Here is a 20,611-nt window from a genome sequence, read left to right on the forward strand (position 1 = left end):
ACTAAAAGATTCGTTTATGTCTCAAGTGGTTGTAAAATGATGGGTGTTATATCGTTACAGGGAATTCATGGGAAACTGGATTTATTAGTCAATTTTGTAGAATTCTCAATATCAAAAAAGTGTCGTTGAACAAACGGGACAAACTATCATTGAATATTTCTTAGAATTTCCTGCTTACTGTCAGATACGTGCCGATAATGAATCATAAAAACAAGATTTTTGTTTTCAGAAGTGGCATCCAGTCTACTCGATCATTCCTGCGGTAAAATCGAAGAAAAAACAGGTGAAAATCAGATGATTTACTGGGAATTTCACTTTGAAATTTTTCTTAAAAATCCTATTAAATCATAATGATATAAATGAATAAAGTTGCGGGGAAATTTCACTTTTTTCTTTCGTCACCCGTTGTTTTTATATTTAAGAGATGGTTTCAAGTTGATCTAGTTACTCAGTATAAAGGTTGGATTATGCTGAAATATTACATTAATGGAACATATTAATGCTTGTGTATCATCAAGCTCATTGAGGGGTTACTTGAGTCGATAGGGATGAACTGGCAGGAACACGCATCTAATTTCAATAGGCTACGCGCTGAAACTGGAATCAGCATCCGTGAGTATGCCGAACAGTACAACCTCAATCCCAACACTGCCCGCCGCTATCTGCGTTCGGCCAATTCCGCTCCGGCCGATGATCATGTGAATGATCATACAGCAAAGCATGATCAACATTCCTCCCCAAAAAAAGCCAGGCAAGAAAAAGAGAACGTGGCTAAAATCCGCACCCACACTGACATCCTGCGGGAAAACAAGAGGGGGACAAACACCAGCAAGCGAAACCCACAGGTAAAAAACGCCAAAAGTGGGAACGCGAAAATGATCACGTCGCCTGACGTGATCATGATGCATCAAAAATTACCGCGGGGGAAAGGCCGTCGCTTGGCAGTGGGCAATGAAATTGCCATGAAACATGGCCGGTATGCGACTCCCCGAAGCATCGATCTAAACAAAGCGGATACCTTGATGGACGCCGGGTATTTGGACGTTCTGGAAGTGGATTTAATGCGGCGGGCATTGGCGCATTTCGAACTGGTTGAGCGGGTGCGTGACCGCTCCATTGAAGAGCTGGAAAAACAGGAGGCGGAGTTTGCCATGAGCGCCGAAGAAGGCGCCCTGCATCCGGCCTTTAAGCAATTGAAGATGTTGAACGATTGTTCGTATGCCATGACTGATTTCATGCGCACTATGGCAGCCATGAAACAAGGGTTATTGAAAACTCGTCGTGATGAGGAAAAACATGCGGCTAAGATGGGTGAAACGACGGCGATTGCCACTGCCTACCAACACCAACAAGCGCATGAATGGGGTGCCATGCAAACAGCGATCTACATTGAATCCCAAGGCGGTAAGGTGCCCCCCGTTTTATTAGAGACATTGCGCCACGAGATGAAACAGGGACAGAACGAGGACGTGGATAATGGAGTGATAGACCAGGACGAACTGGACAGAGAGGCCAGGGCATATCGGGATAAACAGGCTGGCCGTGATGCCTATATTGCAACAAAGCGCCGGCAAGTGAGTGACATTGTGGATCGGGGGGGGTACGGCGATAAAAATCACTACGGCGAGGGACGGGAAGGTGAATTGCTGGAGGCGTTGGATGATGAGCCGGATTATGACTATGAGGCCACGGAAGATGTTTATGTGGATGAGGACAACAGTTAGTGGCCGTCAAACAAAAAAAATCCCGCAGTGTAGTCCGCGATCCCCGCTGGCGAGACATGGTTATCCAATACCGGTACGATTGGGGATTGGCCGCCGTACAGCTGTTCGGTAAAACCCCGACCTGGCAGCAGGATCTCATTTTGACATCCGTACAGGAATGCGGCAGCAAGACCAGCGTCACTTCGGGTCATGGTACGGGAAAGTCGGATATGACCAGTATTATGATCCTGTGTTTTATCCTGTTCCATCCCAATGCCCGCGTGATCATCATTGCCAACAAAATTCAGCAGGTCATGACGGGGATTTTCAAATACCTGAAGGTGAACTGGCATGAATGTGTCCGGCGTTTTCCGTGGCTGCAAAATTACTTTGTCATAACGGATACATCATTTTATGCCGTCGGCGGCAAAGGTGTTTGGACAGTCATTCCCAAAGGCTTTCGGTTAGGTAACGAAGAAGCGTTGGCCGGCGAGCACGCGGAATACCTGTTTTACATTGTGGATGAAGCATCGGGGGTATCCGATAAAGCCTTTGGCATCATCACCGGCGCCTTAACGCAGAAAGATAACCGTATCCTGTTACTTTCCCAGCCCACCCGTCCCAGCGGGTATTTTTACGATACTCACCATGGCCTCGCCAAGCACCCTGATAACCCCAATGGCCTGTACGTGGCGATCACGCTGAATTCTGAAGAGTCTCCCCTGGTAGAACCGGAATTCATTAAAATGAAGTTGGCGGAATACGGCGGTCGTGACAGCATCGAATACCAGATTAAGGTCTTGGGGCAGTTTCCTAAATCGGTGACGGGGTACCTGTTAGGGCGTGATGAGTGTGACAGGGCGGCCAGACGCAAAGTCTATCTTGAAAAGGGTTGGGGCTGGGTGGCGTTGTGTGACGTGGGGAACGGGCGGGATAAGTCCATCATTAACCTGTGCAAAGTCTCCGGTACGCGAGGCGATAAGCGCCGGTTGGTGAATTACAAAATGATAGAAATGGACGGCGCCTGTGATCCGGTGGAGTTTGGGGAGTTTATTCATCTGGAATGTGATCCTGCCATTTACGCCAATATCAGTTTGGTCGTTGACAGTGACGGGGTTGGCTCGGATACGGCCAGCATATTGGAGCGGCGGGGGCGTGATGTGCAGCGTATCCGGTGGGGGAAACCGATGTTCAGCAAATATGATCGTAACCGGTACCTCAATCAGCGTGCCTATGCCAATGTGGCGGCGCAGCGTGCCATTCGCAGCGGAAGAATGCGGCTGGACAACAGTAGCAAAACCGCTGAGCAGGCCTCAAAAATACCGGTCAGGATTGATGAAAGCGGGCGCTGGGTTATCATGAAAAAAGAAATGATGAGAGCGAAACTCAATATTCGCTCTCCGGATAGGTGGGATACGTATTGTTTTGGGATGCTGTGTGACTTTGTCCCCGCTTATGACGAGGTCGGCGTTGAAGACACGTCAACCCGTTCTGCAGCGATGAAATACCTTGATGACTATGACGATGAAAGCTGACAACACATACCGTTGTGCACCCCTCGTCAGCTTCCTGAACTGACGGAAGGATATCTCATGTTATTCAATAATGTATTTGATTCTGATACAGGGATACGGTTTCTTCAATGCCGATGGACAACGTGTTAATACAGTTTTTGTTGCTGGGCATAGTGTTGTGCTTTCTGTTTTTCCTCGGCAATTTTATTGAGGCGTTTTTCTTCCCGTAGACGCTGGTGTTGAGCCAACCAATCTTTATCCCGGCGACGGGCTGAATCTTGCTTTTGGTTTTCACGGGCTTTTTTCTGGGAAACGCGGTTGCGCGCTGATTTGGCACTGTCGATGTCATCAATGAGATACAGACTCGCGCCGGCAAACAGTGAACACCGTACCGGCGATATCATGTCATAGCAGCTGTTATAGGCGGTGTATTTATCCCCTGAGTTGATGTCGTAAGCGTCAGGCTGCGTTAAACTGCGGCCATCAACGAGAACACCATGCATCCCGACGCGATGACGCTCCTCATTGACGGCATTATACGCATCGATTATTACGTCCTTGTAACCCGTTGTGCGGCGGCGAAAGCGTGTCCCTTCGGGATAGCGGCCAATCAGGATTTTGTCCTGTTCCAGATCGGTGATGGTAAAATGGTCTTTGTTTTTTGCTTTGTATAACTGGTTCAGTTTTTTATCTATTTTTCTGAGTATTTCTTCCCGGACAAAATTGAGGGTGGTGGTGGATTCGAACGACCCAATCGTAAAGTTGTTTACATTGCTCAGTATGATCGGTGCTGGCAAATAAAGTTGTGTCGAAATCGACGACAGGCCGGCACTGCGCTTGTGTTCTGCGAACGCTGCAAACTGGTTCCATGCCAGCAGCAGGGATTCCGCCCGCGCCAGCTCGGTATTATTTGTCAATAGCGCCACAGGGCGGCAAGCCTCGCCCTGCGTATTGAGATCGGTATAAACAGCGTGTTTGAATACGAGCTTTAACCATTCACTACGGACTTTCAGAAAGTCTTTATACTTTTCTTCAAAAATGCTGTCATTGAAAGCATCCATTAACGACTCCTAACGGGTTATATCTTGAACATGTTAATTTATAACTTTATCAGGTTTGGTAAAAGTAATAAAAAATTAGTTCGAATTAACCGGTTAAAAGTGGCAGATCCGCGTTTTAAGTCAAACTTTCCAGCATCTGGTTTAAAATGGTCGGGTAATCACAGGGGGAACCGTCATCATCGATGGCGCAACCCAGCGTGTACAGATGCCGGGCTATCATGTGAGGCAATGCGCAGTCATGGGGATCAAGGTGTAACGCTGTAGCCATGTTTATAATGTGTGTTGTTGTGTAGTGCTTAATATTCATTATTGAAATAATTCCCTGTGGTAAATATACCCTGTGAAACATAAGGATAAAAAATAAGTAAAGCCGTCAATTTGCGACGTTTAAGATAACGTATTCTGATTATATACGTTTAAACATTCACGTTTGGAATGAATCATCCTGATAAGCAAATTTGCGCTCACATCTTTCCCCTGCCAGAAAATACCCATAAGCAACTATACCCATGTAAATAAGTGTCATTATCATTATATCTTTTTGTAATTAAATTTCCGCGCTGCATATACGATTCTGTCTGTTTTTACATGTTTCTTATGCTAAGCTGTTAAAAAGGGTCTAACATAGGATAATGGGACTTATCCCATGTTAGAAATCGAAATATTGAGTAGGGGGCTTTGGCGGTATGACAACGGCACCTTATTTCGGGTGATTTTTACTACTAATAAATGATGCGTCTACGTGAAATCTGAACCACTTTGTGGGGAGTAATGCGCCACTTTTCACGTAGCGCAACCAAAAATGGAAAGGGGTTTTTATGGCAGGTGGCTTATCGTTGATTGACCAGGAGGTGGTATTCATTCCGGATAATCCGGAGCTGAATGAGGATGTACTACGCAACCTCCATGCCTTTATGAAAGACAAGGAAGCCTTTGCGGACAACACCTGGCAGCAATTGATGAAAGCCAGCCGGTTGTGGTGCCAGTGGTGTATTGGCAAAGGCCGTCCTTATCTGCCGGTGGATGCGGATTATTTGCGGGATTACCTGTGGGAACTGCACGAAAACGGGCTGGCACCGGCCACGATCAGTAACTATGCCGCCATGCTGAATCTGTTACACCGGCAGGCGGGATTGATCCCCGCGGGGGACAGCCAAAAGGTGAAACGGATATTGAAAAAAATTCATCGGGTGGCGATTGTTCACGGGGAAAAAGCCGGTCAGGCGATCCCCTTTCGCATTGCCGACCTGAACCAGGTAGATACCGCGTGGCAAGACTCAGCCAGCCTGAAAGAGCGCCGAAACTTGGCGTTCCTGTTTGTGGCCTACAATACGTTATTGCGCATTTCCAACCTGGCGCGCCTGAAAGTCGGGGACGTGACGTTTAACCCGGATGGCAGTGTCATGCTGCACATCGGCTACACCAAAACCCAAGTGGACGGGCAAGGCAGCATTAAGGCGCTCAGCCCCCGCGCCTCCGCCAGCCTGCGACACTGGCTGCAGGTGTCAGGGCTGATTGAACATCCCGACGCGTATATTTTTTGCCGGGTACATCGTTCTAACCAAGCCATTGTGGCCACCGAAAAACCGATGGACGAATTTAACCTGTCTCAGGTTTTTTCGGCCGCGTGGTCGGTCGTCCACGGTGATAAAAAAGCGGCCAGAAACAAAGGCCGCTATGCCACCTGGACCGGCCACAGTGCGCGGGTCGGCGCGGCGCAGGACATGACCGAATCGGGCTACAGCCTCGCCCAGATCATGCATGAAGGCGCCTGGAAAAAACCCGAAACCGTGTTGGGCTATATCCGCAATATTGAGGCGAAAAAGAGTGTGATGATTGAGTTGGTAGAAGGAAAGTCTTAATCAAGTGGCGTTATAACTTATAATAAGTGCCTTTCTAGAAGGCGAAAAGGAAACCCCATGACTAAATTAAATAATTTAGAAACAATAGCGCCAGGTATATCCAAACTCTCTCCCAAAGAGCTGGAAGCTATGCATGAATTCACGCTATTGTGGACTTTGTTCGAAGCTAATGTTTTAGACACAAATGCATCTGCCGGACAAATAGCTGACAAAGCCCAAGAAATAGATCCAGAAATCATTAATAGTGGTTGGATTGATGATCATATTACTTATTTTTCTGATAGATATTTTCCTGAAGGTAAACAAAGTTATCACTTTGATCGTTTGAACCTTCGTCGGAGCGATAAAGGGGTATTGCGCCCAATTCAGCAAAAAGTTCCATCATAGGTTGATGGAGTATAAGCAGCATAATTGACAGTGCTGCTTGAGTGTACCTCAACCCGACAGAGCGAATTCCGGACTCAAACCTCAATAGGGCTACGCGGTGCGGCTTGGTGGTAGATTTTCAAAGCTTTTAATCCATAACAAAAATTGTTAGAAATATTTCCGTATAAATTTGTGTATAAAATGAATTCTCAATTTGGAAATAGAGCTATTCATCCCGACGTTGTATGTGAACGTCCGCCCAGCGCGCAGCCACCGTGACTTATACAATAACGTCGCCCCACAGGCATTTATAGGAGGGATTATGCGGAAACACAAAACCAACACTGAAGTTCATGGCAACTTGCAGCAGGGCGAATGGGCGAATTGCGCCTTTGTTGGAATTTCACCGAGTTCAGACGACGTTCCCGTGTCTATTCAAGCCAACGGGCTCAATATGATAAGGATTATTGTTTCATTCCTTGCGCAAGATGCCAGTGGCAAAACACTTCCTAAGTTGGATCCTGCCGTCGCGCAAGAGTGCGTCTGGTTGGCGGATGCGAGCACCGGTGACAATTTGCAGTGGTACGAGACTCCGTATGACACCACAACCGCGCCACCCTCCTACGGCGCTGAAGGATGGTTTTACACTGCCACGCCCAATGAGTTTGTAAAAACGGTGGGAACAAATAATGATCCGAATGTTAGTGATCCTAACATAAACATCGTAACGTTCTATGTGGGGGGATTAACGGCTAACAGTTTTAGCCTGATTCCCAAAATAGTGCCAGCGAACGCGACAAGCCCTTACAAGCCCCCACAAAACCCCCCTATATCAGCTACAATTTCCGCAAAGCTGCCCTATAACTATACGTACGAAGATCTTCGGATATCCTACGTGAACATTACCGCAGACGGTCGACTCTCGGATATTATGGATCCGGCGGAGTATCCTTCCAATTTTAATGAATTTTATCGCCAGGTTAACTTTTCCATAAAACTCTACAACCCGAAGCAGAAGGCGATTGAACGATATTGCCGTAGCTCATTGGGTAGTAGCAAACTTAGCCCAGATCGATCGACGAGATGGATGGCAAGAAAATTGCACAAAACCGGATATTCTACCAACATTTTTGTCTGGAAAGACAGCGATAAATCTCCGCAAGTCTTCCCAGATGGTTATGAGAAAGTGGACTCATTTACCATTGGGAAGAACGCTTACGATGGCTCATGGGCAGACAGACTCAGAATTACCGCGCTTTTTATACTTGAGATATCGCCGATAACAGCAGCCTCGTCTCAAACCCCGATGTCATTTTACGAAAACGTTAAAATCACTATCTACTGAGCGTAACGAACGGTATTTCCCTAATCCCAGTTTAAGATTGGTTCGCCAGACGTAATCCCCGCTCAGGTTGATATGTTCCCATCCCAGCGGTGACAGGTGAGAAATCAGTTGCCCATTAATCTGGATCCTTTTTCGTCTCAGGGAATCTATGGCTCTTTCTATATATACCGTATTCCACAGTGAGATCGCCGCAGTCAGCAACGTCAAACCGCTGGCACGATAGCTCTGATTCTCCAGCCCTCTATCTCTGATTTCACCCAGCCGGTGTGTAGTGGTCAACTAAAACTGGCCACCGTTTTAGAGTTTTTCCAATACCGATTTTCCGATTCGTTTGGGGGTAATCCTCCGTTATATTCGTGCGGCCTGAGTAAGCTGTAATACCCGACGATGTAGTCTGTTATTGCATGAACAGCCTCGCTGAAACTTATGTAGCCAGTCGCGGGTACCCACTCGTTTTTCAGGCTCCTGAAGAAGCGCTCCATTGGGCTATTATCCCAGCAGTTTCCGCGCCGACTCATACTTTGCCTAATCCGGTATCTCCACAGTAACTGGCGGAATTGCCTGCTTGTATAGTGGCTACCCTGATCGCTGTGGAACATCACTCCGGCTGGTTTGCCGCGGGCTTCCCATGCCATGTCCAGTGCTTTGATGGTCAATCTGCTGTCCGGAGCAAACGACATGGCCCAGCCCACTGGTTTCCTCGCGAACAGGTCGAGTACAACGGCGAGGTATGCCCAGCGCTTACCTGTCCAGATATACGTTACGTCGCCGCACCACACCTGATTGGGCTCTGTCACTGCGAACTGCCGCTCAAGATGATTCGGGATAGTGATATGTTCATGGCCTCCACGTTTATACCGGTGAACAGGTTGCTGACAACTCACCAGCCCCGACTCTTTCATGAGCCGGCCGGCAAGCCATCGTCCCATCCGGAAGCCCCTGAGCGTTGCCATTATGGCGATACTCCTTGCGCCTGCGGAGCCATGACTGATGCTGTGTAGTTCCTGAACCTGACTGCGTAATACGACCCGCCTGCCGTCTGGCTTTTCAGGACTGTTTTTCCGGTAGTTGTAGCTGCTGCGATGAACCCCGAACACGTGACAGAGTGTAGCCACAGGATAATGCGCTCTGAGTTTCCCGATTATCGAGAACTGTTCAGGGAGTCTGACATCAAGAGCGCGGTAGCCTTTTTTAATATTTCGTTTTCCATTTCAATATGTTGAAGTTTCTTCTTTAGTTCACGTATCTCAATTTGCTCCGGGGTGATGGGGGAGGCTTTCGGTGTTTTGCCTGCCCGTTCATCCCGCAGCTGCTTTACCCACCGGGTCATAGTGGAAAGCCCGACATTCATGGCTTTCGCAGCATCCGCAACAGCATAGTTTTGATCCACAACCAACTGAGCGGATTCACGTTTGAATTCTGCACTGAAATTTCGTTTTTTCATTAAGGCACCTGTGTTGTTCTGAGGTGAGCATATCACCTCTGTTCAGGTGGCCAAATTTATTAAACCACTACATTCATAGCCGTTTTTCTCCTCGTGCGTTTTTACCGGATCCTCTCACAGATGAACAAATACGTCAGATTTTAGCAGATGCACAGCGTTCTCCATCTAACTGCAACACCCAGCCGTGGCATGTGCATATTGCATCAGGCAAAACAAAAGATGCACTTGAGAAGACTATGACCCAAAATAGTTCAGAAGGGCTTGTTACACCTGATTTTACTTTTGATTATGCGGATTTTTATGGGGATTATTTTGACCGCAGCCAAGAGCAGGCCCAGATTTATTATGAAACCCTCGGTGTAGCGCGTGAAGACAAAGCCAAACGGGATGAAGTCTATTTACGCAACTTTAAATTTTTTGGCGCACCTCATGTCGCTTTTCTTTTCATGCCTTCATTTGGTGATAACATTCGCGTTGCAGCATGTATGGGCAGACATTTCTTTTATCACTTGTCGCCAGAGGTTACGCTGGTATACCCCAAACTTTGCTTGGCTTTCATGCTGACACAGTAAGAGCAATACTCGGTGTATCAGAACAGTATCGTCTGCTATTCGGTATCTCGTTTGGATATGCTGACCCAAAGGCGCCGACTCATCATGTCCGCATGGGGCGTATTTCTGTTGACGAAAGTGTAACCATTCACAATTAATCATTCACAACTAATTGAAATCACAACTAATTGAAATCACAATTCATTCAATGGCAGCCAGCCAGCTGGCTGGCTGCATCTTGAAATTCATTGAAATTTCTTATCAAATAACAAATGCCCGATCATGGAATTAACCAACTGGTTGAGCCAAGGTAACTGCATGATAGTGTAATGATCTCCTCCAATAAGTTGGAGCACGGAGTGTTCTCCAACAATATCATGCCATCCATGCCAGCAATCGAATCCGGAAACTGAATCGGCTGAAGTATAAAGATGGATGGGCAAAGAGGAAGCTGAAGATATATGCCTATGGCTAATCTGTATGATGATTTCCAAAGTACGTAGACGAAAGAGAATATCTTCTTTGGGAATTTCTTTTGGTAACCATTGGAGCACTTCACAACCGTGTAGAGCATAAAGCGCATCCAAATTGTCTTCAGTAAGCTTCTCTCTATTATCCGCCAGATATTGAATCAATGTGCTGATGTTTTTCTGTCTATCATCGACAAATTGAAGACTGTTTTTTTTATGCCCGCTGAAATTGTAGGAATCGATCATGCCAACATACCCGATTTTCTCTCCGACACTACTCAATTGCAGAGCTATTTCGTAAGCGATAGTTCCACCTATGGACCAACCTGCCAGATAATAAGGACCATGAGGCTGAATTCGACGAATGGCATGGATATGGTAAGCTGCAAGTGCTTCAATAGAAGTTGGTGGGTTCTTGACTGTGTGTAGGCCAAGGGCCTGTAACCCATAGACAGGCAATTCTGCTGGCAATAAAGTGACTAGCTGAGAATAAACCAGCAAATCACCCATGATTTCATGTATCAAGAATAGGGGTGGTAAATGACCAGCAGGGCTTAAAGGCACCGGATTGGCAGTAAAAGGTGAACTGGGTTTGATGGAGTGGCTGCTAATCGCCAAAGCTAAATCACATAATGTCGGATGGGAGAATAACGTTGCTAATGACACCTCCATGCCTTGTTTTCTGATGTGGTTCAACAACTGCATCGCGATAAGTGAATGCCCACCCAGTTCAAAGAAATGATCATGGCGGCTAATGCGCTCTACGCCCAGTAAATCTTGCCAAATTTGTGCCAAAGTTGTTTCGGTTTGGCCGACTGGCGCTTCATAATGTCGGGTTATCATGGCGGATAAACCGGGGGCAGGGAGTGCCTGACGGTTGAGTTTGCCATTGAGGGTCAGCGGGAACGCATCAAGAATGACAAAAGCACTGGGCAACATGTACTCGGCAAAGTATCTTGAGAGTTGCTGACGCAATTCAGCCGGAACCAGTTTAGCCCCGACTTGTGGCAAGAGATAAGCAACCAGCTGTTTTTGCTTGGTTTCATCCTCTTCACGGGCCAAAACCACTGCCTCACGTACCCCGTCACAGTGTATTAACCGAGTCTCGATTTCCCCCAGCTCAATGCGGAAACCACGTATTTTAACCTGAAAATCATTGCGGCCGAGGTATTCGATATTGCCGTCCGGCAGCCAGCGGCCGAGATCCCCTGTTTTATACATACGCTCATTGGTTATGTGCGCATGGGTGTCTTGGGAAAAAGGATCAGCAAGAAAACGCTCCGCCGTCAGTTCAGGGCGGTTAAGATAACCACGGGCCACTCCTGCACCGGCAATATAGATTTCGCCAATAACCCCCAGAGGTACAGGCTGATGATGACGGTCAAGAATATAAATTCGGGTATTCGCGATCGGTCGGCCGATATGGTTGACGAATCCGGTTTCTGACGTCATTCGCGTCCAAGTCGAATAGGTTGTGGTTTCAGAAGGCCCGTACAGATTGCAGACATGATGTACGGAGGTATGAGTCAATAACCGCTCGACAAGATGTGATTTCAGCGCTTCACCGGCTAAGTTGACACTCCGGATACTTGCGGGAATGGTGTTGGATTCCATTAACCGGACCATGGCGGAGGGCACTGTGTTGATCAGGCTGATGGAGGGTTCAGGTGCGCCTTGTTTTTGGGCGATATGTTCTTGAGTCAGTAACGACAACACATCAGGCACAAGATGCACTGTGCCACCAGCAAGCAGGGGCGCAAAGCATTCAAACACCGCCAAATCAAAGTTCAGTGAAGTCGCAAAAAGGGTATGTGCAAATTCTTCCGGACTGAACGTATGTTGTGCCCACGTGAGGAAGTTAACCGTATTGCGGTGGGCAATTGCCACACCTTTAGGCTGGCCGGTTGAACCTGAGGTATAGATAATATACGCCAGATGATGAGATGCTAGCCCCAGCATTTGGCTAACCGGATTGTGTTCCGGTTGTGCCTCCGTTAACGCGCCTTGAGGATAAAGTACATTCTCAAGCAGTACGGTGGCAATGGTGGTATTCAGCTTACCCTTGAGTGCTGCCTGAGTTAACAACGCAACTGGCTCGGAATCCTCAAGCATGTAGGCCAGACGCTCAGGCGGATAGGCCGGATCGAGTGGGACATAAGCTCCGCCAGCCTTGAGGATACCGAGTAAACCAATCACCATGTCCGGGCTTCGTTCGACACAGATTGCCACCCGAGAATCAGGACGCACCCCTAGTGCAATCAAATGATGGGCCAAACGATTGGCGCGGCGGTTCAGGGCATCATAACTAAGGCAAGATTCTTCGTAGATCACCGCGATAACATTTGGGGTACGGGTGGCCTGTTGCTCAAACAGTTCATGGATCAGGAAGTCCTGTGGAAAATCGGTTTGGGTGGCATTAAAATCCACCAATAATTGCTGACGCTCAGCCTCCGGCAAGATGGACAGGCTAAGAACAGGTCGTTGGGGTTCGGCTTGCAATGCTTCAGTTAGTTTTTGGAGAGCTGTAAGCAGGTAATTTACTACTCGGTCGGGGTCAATTCCGGCCATAGCCTGAGCCACCAGACCAAAACCGTCGCCGAAATCATTCACTGAAAGAGCCAGTGGGTAGTTAGTCCGTTCCTCTGACGCCAACAGGCGCATACCTTCCAAGACAGGTTGTTCTGCAAAGTCTGATGAGGTGTGTCGGTAATTGAACAACACACTGAACAGAGGCATGGGAGGAATGATGCCACTGCAACGCTGGGCTAGCGCTAATGGTGCCTGTTCATGTGTCTGCAGGGTTGCCAGCTCTCTGGCTGTTGCCTGCACCACCACCAGCACCCCTTGATTGCTAAGGGATATCCGAACCGGCAATGTATTGATAAATAAACCCATTACTTGATCCGCACCGACTAAACCCTGTAACCGTCCTAATAATACAGTGCCAAAGACGACCTCCTCGCAACCACTGGTGTGGGCCAATACCTGTGCGCAGGCCACATGGAACAGCACACTCGGGCTAACTCCCAGTTGGCGGGCTTGCGTACGGAGAGTTCGTGTGAGTGACTCATCGAGCAACAAATGGGATTCGGTAATTACTTGGCTATTGCCCTGCACATTGAGCAAGCCAAAGGGGCTGGTGGGTTCATTAATGTCAGCAAGCCGTTCACGGAAATAATTTTCATGTACCGCAGCCGGTACGTTTAAAGTTTGGGCAACAAAGTTCCGATATGGTAGCGGTTGAGGCAGGGCTTCTGATAACCCCTGCAGTAACAGGCGAATTTCCTCTATGATTAGTTCCAGTGTCATATGATCGCAAACCAGATGATGAAAACTTAGTGCCAGCAACCATGTCTGATTTTCTGGGTCGTGGGCAGTACAGGCGGAGAACAGCGGCGCTTGACTGATATTTAACCGTGTGATCATATGTGCCTGCAATTGCGCTGTAATGTTCTTTGCTGGCACAGGGACAAACGGAATGATTGGCAGTGGGGCCTGCCGCCAGACTACCTGGACAGGTTGGCTCAATCCCTGCCAACAAACAGCGGTTCGCAGAATATCATGGCGGTCTATCACCTGTTGCAGGGCATTCAAGAAATCATCAAGGTATTCTTGAGTGTCAAAGGCCAACAGGCTGCTTAACAGGTAGGTATCTGTGTTTTCCTGTAGCTGATGATGGAACAGAATTCCCTCCTGCAAGGGAGCCAGTGGGTAGATATCCTGCACATTAGCAGCTCCGCCAGCCACGTTATTGACAATTGTGTCAATATCCGCCTGAGACAGCGTTACCAGTGGCAGAAAATCAGGGGTAATGGCAGTACAGCCAACGGGAATGAGGTTAGGAGGTACGATGCTGTCCGGCATATCCTCTGATCGAACCTGCATCACCGCTTGTGCCATGTCTGTCAGTTGCGGAAATGAAAAAATACTGCGAACCTCCAGCGTATATCCTTGACTACGCAGCCGTTCAATCAGACTGACGGCAATCAGGGAGTGCCCACCAAGCTCAAAGAAATTGTCGTAGCGGCCAATCTGTTCCAACCCTAACAGCTCTTGCCAGATATCCGCCAGTGCGGTTTCAACATCACCCACTGGTGCTGCATAGTCACGGGTGATTACTGCAGCTTGGTCCGGCATTGGCAGCGCCTGACGGTCAAGTTTACCATTGGGGGTTAGGGGAAAGGTATCCATAATGACAAAGGCTTTGGGCAGCATAAACTCCACCAGCTTTTGCGACAATTGCCGATACAGTTCAGTGGGTTTTAATTCAACACCGGGCTGGGGCAAAACATAGGCAATCAGGCATTGTTTTGTCCCCGTATTTTTGTCTTCACGGGCCAGAACCACGACTTCGCGTACTCCGATGCATTGCCTTAGTTGGCTCTCGATTTCTCCCAGTTCAATGCGAAATCCCCGAATCTTGACCTGAAAATCGTTGCGGCCAAGAAAATCAATATTTCCGTCCGGCAGCCAACGACCGAGATCGCCACTCTTGTACATGCGTGCATCCGGTTCCGGCGAGAAGGGATCAGTGAGGAAGCGTTCAGCCGTCAGTTCAGGGTTTTTCAGATAGCCACGGGTAACGCCTGCCCCCGCAATATGAATTTCACCCGCAACACCGAGGGGAACCGGTTGCCCATACGCGTCCAGAATATAAATCCGAGTATTGGCAATCGGGCGGCCGATGGGAATGGAATGAGCCACATCAAGCGGGGGTTTAATCGAGTAAGTGGTGGAGAATGTGGTGGTTTCCGTCGGGCCATAGCAACTAATCAGATGTGCTGGTTTGGTGTCCGCTGACAGTACTTGCCGGATTCTCTGTGGATCGAGAACATCACCGCCGACCAGCAGGTAGCGCAATTGCCCGAACAGCGGTTGGAGGGTATCGAGATATTCGTTGAACAGACCAGCAGTCAGCCAAAGCGCTGTGACTTGCCCTTGGATAAGGGCGGCGCGGAAACGCACAGGATCAAGCAACGTGGATTGTGGAATGATGTACAGGCGTCCCCCGTTGAGCAGGGCTGACCAGATTTCCCACGTTGATACATCAAACGCAATATTGGCGCAATGGGCAACACAATCGTGTGTACCCATGTCGGCAGCACCATTATTGATAATCAGGGGTAAAACGCTGCGGTGTTCCACCATCACGCCTTTGGGCTGCCCGGTGGAGCCGGAGGTGTAAATGACATTGGCCAGATGACGTGATGTCAGTCCCAATGCCTGCGTATCTGGATTGGTGTCCGGCAGGGTTTCTAGGAATGCGGCCTGATCATCAAGCAATACAGTGGGAATTTTTGTTGACGCAATGGCGCTGCTTAGTTTTTTGGCGTGTGTTGTCTGAGTTAACAAAGCCACAGGTGTGGAATCTTCAAGCATATAGGCCAGTCGTTCAACCGGATAGGTCGGATCGAGCGGCACGTAAGCCCCGCCCGCCTTGAGGATGGCGAGTATTCCTACCACCATCTCCGGGCTTCGTTCGAGGCAAATGGCAACCAGATCATCCGGTTGCACACCCAACGCAATCAAATGATGCGCCAGCCGATTGGCACGGCGATTGAGATCGTCATAACTGATTTGCTGGTCTTCAAATATGACGGCAATGGCATTGGGGCGTTGGGCGACCTGAACTTCAAACAGTTGTTGCAGGGTCTTGTCCTGCGGATAAGGTGCAGCGGTTTGATTCCAGCGGTGAAGCAGCGTATGGCGCTCTTGTGCGGATAAAATGTCAAGTTCCGACAGAGATTGTTTCTGGTCTGCCACAAATGCCGCCAACACGTGTTGATAAATGCCCGCCAGCCTGACGATGGTGGATTCGTTAAACAGACTGACCGCATAATTCAGGCAACCCGTGATGTGGGTTTGCCCATCGGACAGAAACAGGCTCATATCAAACTTAGCGGGGCTGTACAGAGGTTCAGCCAACGCAACCGGACGGAATGGCAAATGGAGTTTATCCGGCTGGCTTTCATCGAAATTATCTAAGGTGAAGACAACTTGAAAAATCGGGTGACGGGAGGTGTCACGTTCAATTCCCAATGCTTCAACCAGTTGTTCAAACGGGATATCCTGATGGGTTTTAGCTTCCGCAACTAACTGGTGGATCTGCCCAATCAGGGTTTCCACGCTGGCGGTTTGCTGAAGTTGTGCCCTCAATATCAGCGAATTGACAAACATGCCAATCAGGGGCTGGGTTTGGGCATGGTGGCGGTTGTCCGTGGGTGTACCTACCACAATATCTTCTTGTCCGGACAGTTTTGCCAGCGTGACATAAAAAGCACTGAGCAATACGGTGTACAGTGTCGTTTCCTGCGCTTTTGCCAACGCCCGTAACTGGTTGGATAATGTTTCTTCCAGCGTAAAGTTTACGTCACGGCCTTGATAATTCACTTGAGCCGGTCGGGAATGATCGGTCGACAAGGCCAGCGGTTCATGGCCTGCCAGCGTTTGTTGCCAATAGGCAAGTTGGTGTTCACCAATGCCACCGTGCAAATAATCCCGCTGCCATGCGGCATAATCGCTATACGTAATCTCCAGCGGCGGCAATGGATTGTCACTGCCTTCTGACAGGGCACGGTAAATCTGCGCCAGCTCATCCATAAAAATATCGACCGACCAGCCATCAAAGGCAATGTGGTGCCACAACATCAGCAAGTAATGCTGATTATCGACCCGATAATGACGCAGGCGCAGGCTCGGCTCGGTGGACAGATCAAATGGCGTTGCAATTTCCGCGCACACGGTATCCAGAAGCCGGTCTGCATCGTCACAAGGCGGCATTGATTGGATGGGCAGATGCGTGTCCAGTTTTTGTTGATGGATTTGCCCGTCATCACGATTGAGGTACACCATCTTCAGCACAGAATGGCGTTCAGCCAATTGATTGATGGCGGCTTCTAACAAAGGGAGGCAAGCATCGTTATCCAACTGAACCAGATACGGGATATGGTAAGCGTCGGTGCCTTGTTCAAACTGCTCAATAAACAACATCCGCTCTTGGGCAAATGACAAGGGATAATGTTCTGTCATCAGATGGGGAATGACGATACAGGATTGCTGCTCTGGTTGTTGTATTAGCGTTGCTAAGCCCGCAATGGTTTTCTGCTCAAACAATTGGGCCAATGTGATATCCGTTGCCAAACGTTGACGGATAGCCGCCGTCAGTTTAATGGCCAGCAGGGAGTTGCCGCCAATGCGGAAGAAGTTATCTTCAATGCCAACGTGTTCCAGCCCAAAAACATCCTGCCAGATGGCACAAAGCTGAGTTTCCAGTGCATTGCGGGGTGCCACATAACTGTTTTTGTTTTCCCATGTCGGCTCCGGCAGGGCTCGGCGATCCAGCTTACCGTTTAGGGTCAGCGGAATGGAATCAAGGCGGGTAAAATTGGCAGGGATCATATAATCCGGCAGGCGGTCAGATAAATGTGCGATCAACGCTTGATTGGAGAATAAGTCATCGGATAATGCGCCGTCTGTAACCAAATAAGCGGCCAGTGTTTTATGGCCGTTATGCTCACGAGCCATCACCACTGCTTGTTTGATTTGTGGGTGGGCGGTCAGGGCATTTTCAATTTCCCCCAATTCAATGCGGAAACCCCGCAGCTTGACCTGAAAATCATTGCGGCTGAGATATTCGATATTGCCGTCCGGCAGCCAGCGGGCGAGATCACCGGTTTTGTACATGCGGGCATCGGTTTCTGAGACGAAAGGATCGACCAGGAAACGTTCGGCGGTCAGTTCAGGACGATTCAAATAACCACGGGCAACGCCATCGCCCCCAATATAGATTTCACCGGCAGCGCCTGGGGGAACGGGTTGGCCTTGCCCATCCAGAATATAGATGCGGGTATTGTTGATGGGTTTCCCGATGGGGAGTTTTCTGTCTTCTCCTTCCAGCAATGGCATGTCATAAGCGGTGGCGAATGTGGTGGTTTCTGTCGGCCCGTAAACATGCAACAGATGTTTTGGTGCATGCTCCGCCCTGAGGCGAATGGCTGATCGGTTATCAGCTTGTTCCCCGCCGAACAGGACATAACGCAGGCCTGATAACGATGGTGCAATCAAGCCTGCGTATTGGTTAAATAGGGCGGTAGTCAGAAACAGTGCGCTGACGCTTTCCGATGACAGGCACTGACCAAATTCAGCGGGATGCAGCAGGGTTTTTTCTGGGATCAGCAAAATACGGGCACCATGCACTAAACCTGACCACACTTCCCACGTAGCAGCATCAAATGAAATATTAGCGCAATGGGCTATACAGTCATCAGGGCCAATGTCAGCAAAGCCATTATGGATAATCAGGCGCAGTACACTCCGGTGCTCGATCATCACGCCCTTGGGTTGTCCGGTAGAGCCAGAGGTGTAAATCACATAGGCCAGATGGCGTGATGTCAATCCCAGAACCGCGATATTCGGATTTATGTCTGGCTGAATGGCAAGGTACGTTGCCTTATCGAGTAGTACGACAGGGATGGAGCTGACTAGTTTCTCAACCTTCTCAACCAGTGAATTCTGAGTGAGCAGAGCTACAGGTGCAGCGTCTTCCAGCATATATGTCAGCCGGTCTGTAGGATAAGTCGGATCAAGGGGAACATAAGCGCCACCAGCCTTGAGGACAGCCAGCAATCCAATAATCATGTCTGGACTGCGTTCCATACAAAGTGCAACCCGCTCATCCGGTTGTACTCCCAATTCTATCAGGTGATGGGCCAGCCGATTAGCTCGGCGATTCAATTCAGCATAGCTAATAACCTGTTTTTCGTATACCACGGCGATAGCATCTGGGGTGCGGGTGGCCTGTTGCTCAAACAGTTCATGGATCAGCGCATCCTGGGGGAAATCGGCTTGTGTGGCATTGAAATCAACTAATAATTTTTGCCGCTCCGTTTCTGTCAATAAAGGAGCTTGTTCAACAGATACATCCAAAGATGTGGCGGCTGATTCTATTAATAATGCCAAACGGGACTGGAGGGAAACAACTTCTTCATGGCACAGATAATCCATGTTATAGCGGAATTCAAGGGTGAAAGGCTGATTTCCCTTTTCAATTTGGGATGAGGAGGATAGATATTGATGAATGGCTATCATAAGAGGGAACGTGACGCCACGATACGTTCCTTTTAACGTTGCGACGGTATTATTAAGATTGACATTCACATCAAAAGGCTCAAATGACAGAGCGATATCGAAAAGTTGAGAGTGTCCTGTTTTCTGTTTTATCTGTGTGTGCTGATTAATCTCTGTGATTGGAACTCGTTGATGTTTATAACAGTGATGTAACTCAGCCGCAGCTTTATGCATGATATCAAGAAATGAGTCCCCAGAATGAATGACTACTTTGATAGGGATAACTGACGAAAACATACCTAGTGTGCACTTTTGTTTTGCATTTTTTCGATTATGCACGGGAATGCCAATAACAATCTCTTTTGCACCTGTCGTATGTGAAAGTGTCGTGCGTGCAAAATAGCAAGCCAGAATGGCATACATAAAATGGAGAACAGATAGCCCATGAGCAGCTACTGTATTTTCGATCTGTAGAGAAAGTGTTTCGTTCAATTTCCAAAGAACCGGTTTGGCGAATTTGTGAGTATCGGAGCTCACTGAACTCGGAGGAGGGAGCAGAGCCGGTGGCAACGTTTCATAACGCTCTTTCCAAAATGCCAGATCTCGAGTGTACAATTTAGAGCTAATATAGGTGCTGTCTTCAACAATAAAATCAAGATAGGAAGGGGCTATATCGTCGGGTAATGTTTCCCCGTTGACCAAACGATTATAGTTTTCTAACAGTGTGGTGATAATCAGCTTCAATCCTATACCGTCTGAGATTAAGTGATGACAGCAAAATTGCCAGTACCAACGCTCCTTGCTGACGCGAAATAACCCGCAGCGCCACAATTTTTCATACAAAGGGAAGGGGCGTATGAAATTAGCTCGGATCTGCTGTTCAGCACAGGTTTCAGCATCAGCTACTTGTGAAAAATCATACCGGATTAAGGATGTCGGGAGAGTTTTAACAACTGTTTGTCGGGGTATTATGTGTGTATTGACCAGTCGTAAACGCAATGCATCATAGCGAGAAACCACATTTTCAAGTGCTCGAGTAAATAACGCTTCATCCAGTTTTCCCTCAAAGCAAATTATTATACTAAGGTTATAATCGAAAGAATCAGGATGGGTAATTTGATCAAACCAAATAACTTGTTGAGTAGAACTTAGAGGGAGTTCACAACCGAAAGTTAGAACATTATCTGATGTGTCGTTATGCTGTGTATTCATTTTATAGTTCCCAAATC

11 protein-coding genes and 1 pseudogene are annotated in these 20,611 nt (G+C 48.2%); 7 read left to right on the forward strand and 5 right to left on the reverse strand.

Features of this window, described 5'->3' with window-relative positions; translation table 11 throughout:
* Nucleotides 1–503 precede the first annotated feature (503 nt).
* The gene (locus tag BM100_RS12080) at nt 504–1,724 is read left to right on the forward strand and encodes a hypothetical protein (protein ID WP_153044895.1); all 1,221 of its coding nucleotides are present in this window, start codon (nt 504–506) and stop codon (nt 1,722–1,724) included.
* Entirely contained in the window at nt 1,724–3,238 is a 1,515-nt protein-coding gene (locus tag BM100_RS12085) for a terminase (RefSeq protein WP_244590666.1), read from the forward strand. The genes BM100_RS12080 and BM100_RS12085 overlap by 1 nt, the downstream gene beginning before the upstream one ends.
* 125 nt (nt 3,239–3,363) lie before the next feature.
* Here BM100_RS12085 and BM100_RS12090 read toward each other — a convergent pair whose 3' ends face one another.
* Both BM100_RS12090 and BM100_RS22580 read right to left on the reverse strand, forming a co-directional pair.
* A complete protein-coding gene (locus BM100_RS12090; protein ID WP_092511275.1) occupies nt 3,364–4,278 on the reverse strand; it encodes a hypothetical protein in 915 nt (304 codons plus the stop codon).
* Between the two features lie 115 nt (nt 4,279–4,393).
* The gene (locus BM100_RS22580; protein ID WP_099139545.1) at nt 4,394–4,585 is read right to left on the reverse strand and encodes a hypothetical protein; all 192 of its coding nucleotides are present in this window, start codon (nt 4,583–4,585) and stop codon (nt 4,394–4,396) included.
* A 511-nt stretch (nt 4,586–5,096) separates the two neighbouring features.
* Between BM100_RS22580 and BM100_RS12095 the strand changes: the two genes are divergently transcribed.
* From BM100_RS12095 to BM100_RS12105, 3 genes are all read left to right on the forward strand, one after another.
* Entirely contained in the window at nt 5,097–6,140 is a 1,044-nt protein-coding gene (locus BM100_RS12095; RefSeq protein ID WP_092511277.1) for a tyrosine-type recombinase/integrase, read from the forward strand.
* Nucleotides 6,141–6,197: 57 nt separating this feature from the next.
* Entirely contained in the window at nt 6,198–6,527 is a 330-nt protein-coding gene (locus BM100_RS12100) for a hypothetical protein (protein WP_092511279.1), read from the forward strand.
* Between the two features lie 301 nt (nt 6,528–6,828).
* A complete protein-coding gene (locus tag BM100_RS12105) occupies nt 6,829–7,851 on the forward strand; it encodes a hypothetical protein (protein WP_092511281.1) in 1,023 nt (340 codons plus the stop codon).
* Here BM100_RS12105 and BM100_RS12110 read toward each other — a convergent pair.
* Nucleotides 7,816–8,118: pseudogene (locus BM100_RS12110) on the reverse strand (Tn3 family transposase); the annotation flags it as partial. The gene BM100_RS12105 and the pseudogene BM100_RS12110 sit on opposite strands and share 36 nt — an antisense overlap.
* A gap of 8 nt (nt 8,119–8,126) precedes the next feature.
* Nucleotides 8,127–9,295, reverse strand: a protein-coding gene (locus tag BM100_RS12115; RefSeq protein WP_092511283.1) for an IS3 family transposase whose coding sequence is annotated in 2 segments (ribosomal slippage) — nt 8,127–9,046 and nt 9,046–9,295 — 1,170 coding nt in all. Because the reading frame shifts where the segments join, the coding sequence is not laid out codon by codon here.
* Between the two features lie 23 nt (nt 9,296–9,318).
* On the opposite strand from BM100_RS12115, the gene BM100_RS12120 reads away from it, so the two are divergent.
* Nucleotides 9,319–9,867: a nitroreductase family protein gene (locus tag BM100_RS12120; protein WP_244590667.1), complete on the forward strand. Its 549-nt coding sequence runs from the start codon at nt 9,319–9,321 to the stop codon at nt 9,865–9,867.
* Entirely contained in the window at nt 9,777–10,004 is a 228-nt protein-coding gene (locus BM100_RS23830; protein ID WP_274539948.1) for a nitroreductase family protein, read from the forward strand. Before BM100_RS12120 ends, BM100_RS23830 begins: the two co-directional genes overlap by 91 nt.
* A gap of 87 nt (nt 10,005–10,091) precedes the next feature.
* On the opposite strand, the gene BM100_RS12125 is transcribed toward BM100_RS23830, so the two are convergent.
* Complete coding sequence (locus BM100_RS12125; RefSeq protein ID WP_092511285.1) at nt 10,092–20,594, reverse strand: non-ribosomal peptide synthetase; 10,503 nt, start codon at nt 20,592–20,594, stop codon at nt 10,092–10,094.
* Nucleotides 20,595–20,611 lie beyond the last annotated feature (17 nt).

The sequence above is a fragment of the Xenorhabdus mauleonii genome (assembly GCF_900113945.1).
Classification (GTDB): Bacteria; Pseudomonadota; Gammaproteobacteria; order Enterobacterales; family Enterobacteriaceae; genus Xenorhabdus; species Xenorhabdus mauleonii.

Bases quoted from the DNA above. Each gene is read 5' to 3' on its own strand.
- BM100_RS12090 (WP_092511275.1), bottom strand. From the start codon at position 4,278: ATGGATGCTTTCAATGACAGCATTTTTGAAGAAAAGTATAAAGACTTT.
- BM100_RS22580 (WP_099139545.1), bottom strand. From the start codon at position 4,585: ATGAATATTAAGCACTACACAACAACACACATTATAAACATGGCTACA.
- BM100_RS12095 (WP_092511277.1), top strand. From the start codon at position 5,097: ATGGCAGGTGGCTTATCGTTGATTGACCAGGAGGTGGTATTCATTCCG.
- BM100_RS12100 (WP_092511279.1), top strand. From the start codon at position 6,198: ATGACTAAATTAAATAATTTAGAAACAATAGCGCCAGGTATATCCAAA.
- BM100_RS12105 (WP_092511281.1), top strand. From the start codon at position 6,829: ATGCGGAAACACAAAACCAACACTGAAGTTCATGGCAACTTGCAGCAG.
- BM100_RS23830 (WP_274539948.1), top strand. From the start codon at position 9,777: ATGTATGGGCAGACATTTCTTTTATCACTTGTCGCCAGAGGTTACGCT.
- BM100_RS12125 (WP_092511285.1), bottom strand. From the start codon at position 20,594: ATGAATACACAGCATAACGACACATCAGATAATGTTCTAACTTTCGGT.